This window comes from Pseudomonas sp. CP-1, assembly GCF_021213715.1.
GTDB classification, from domain to species: domain Bacteria; phylum Pseudomonadota; class Gammaproteobacteria; order Pseudomonadales; family Pseudomonadaceae; genus Pseudomonas; species Pseudomonas aeruginosa.
In genome coordinates, this window is the sequence record NZ_JAJQKY010000070.1 from 1 (window position 1) to 368 (window position 368).

At 61.1% G+C, this 368-nt stretch carries 1 protein-coding gene; it reads right to left on the reverse strand.

Features of this window, described 5'->3' with window-relative positions; genetic code table 11:
- A partial coding sequence (gene phzA / locus LT948_RS33095; protein WP_049239641.1) for a phenazine biosynthesis protein PhzA occupies window positions 1-368 on the reverse strand: 368 nt, incomplete at both ends.

The window sequence follows — 368 nt, forward strand, 5'->3', positions numbered from 1 at the left end:
CCGTCACGTTTTATTTGCGGAACGGCTATTCCCAATGCACGCAATTTCTGTATCGGGTTCATGAACTCGCGATTACGTTTTATCCGGCCGTTCTCGAGTTCGAAGGAATGGATGTAGTGGTTCTCGCAATAGCCCTGCGGATACCCCGGGACCAGCGCCTTGCCGCGCCCGTCGCACTCGACCCAGAAGTGGTTCGGATCCTCGGTCTCGAAGATCCGCACGTTGTGCCACTCCCAGTCGGGGAAGCAGCGCTCGAGCCACTCGGCGAGCCGCCTGAGGCTCTCATGGCCCCGGAAGACCAGGGGTTCACCGCTTTCCGTGGTCCAGTTGCCGGCGCAGCCGTCCTCGACGAACAGGCTGTGCCGCTG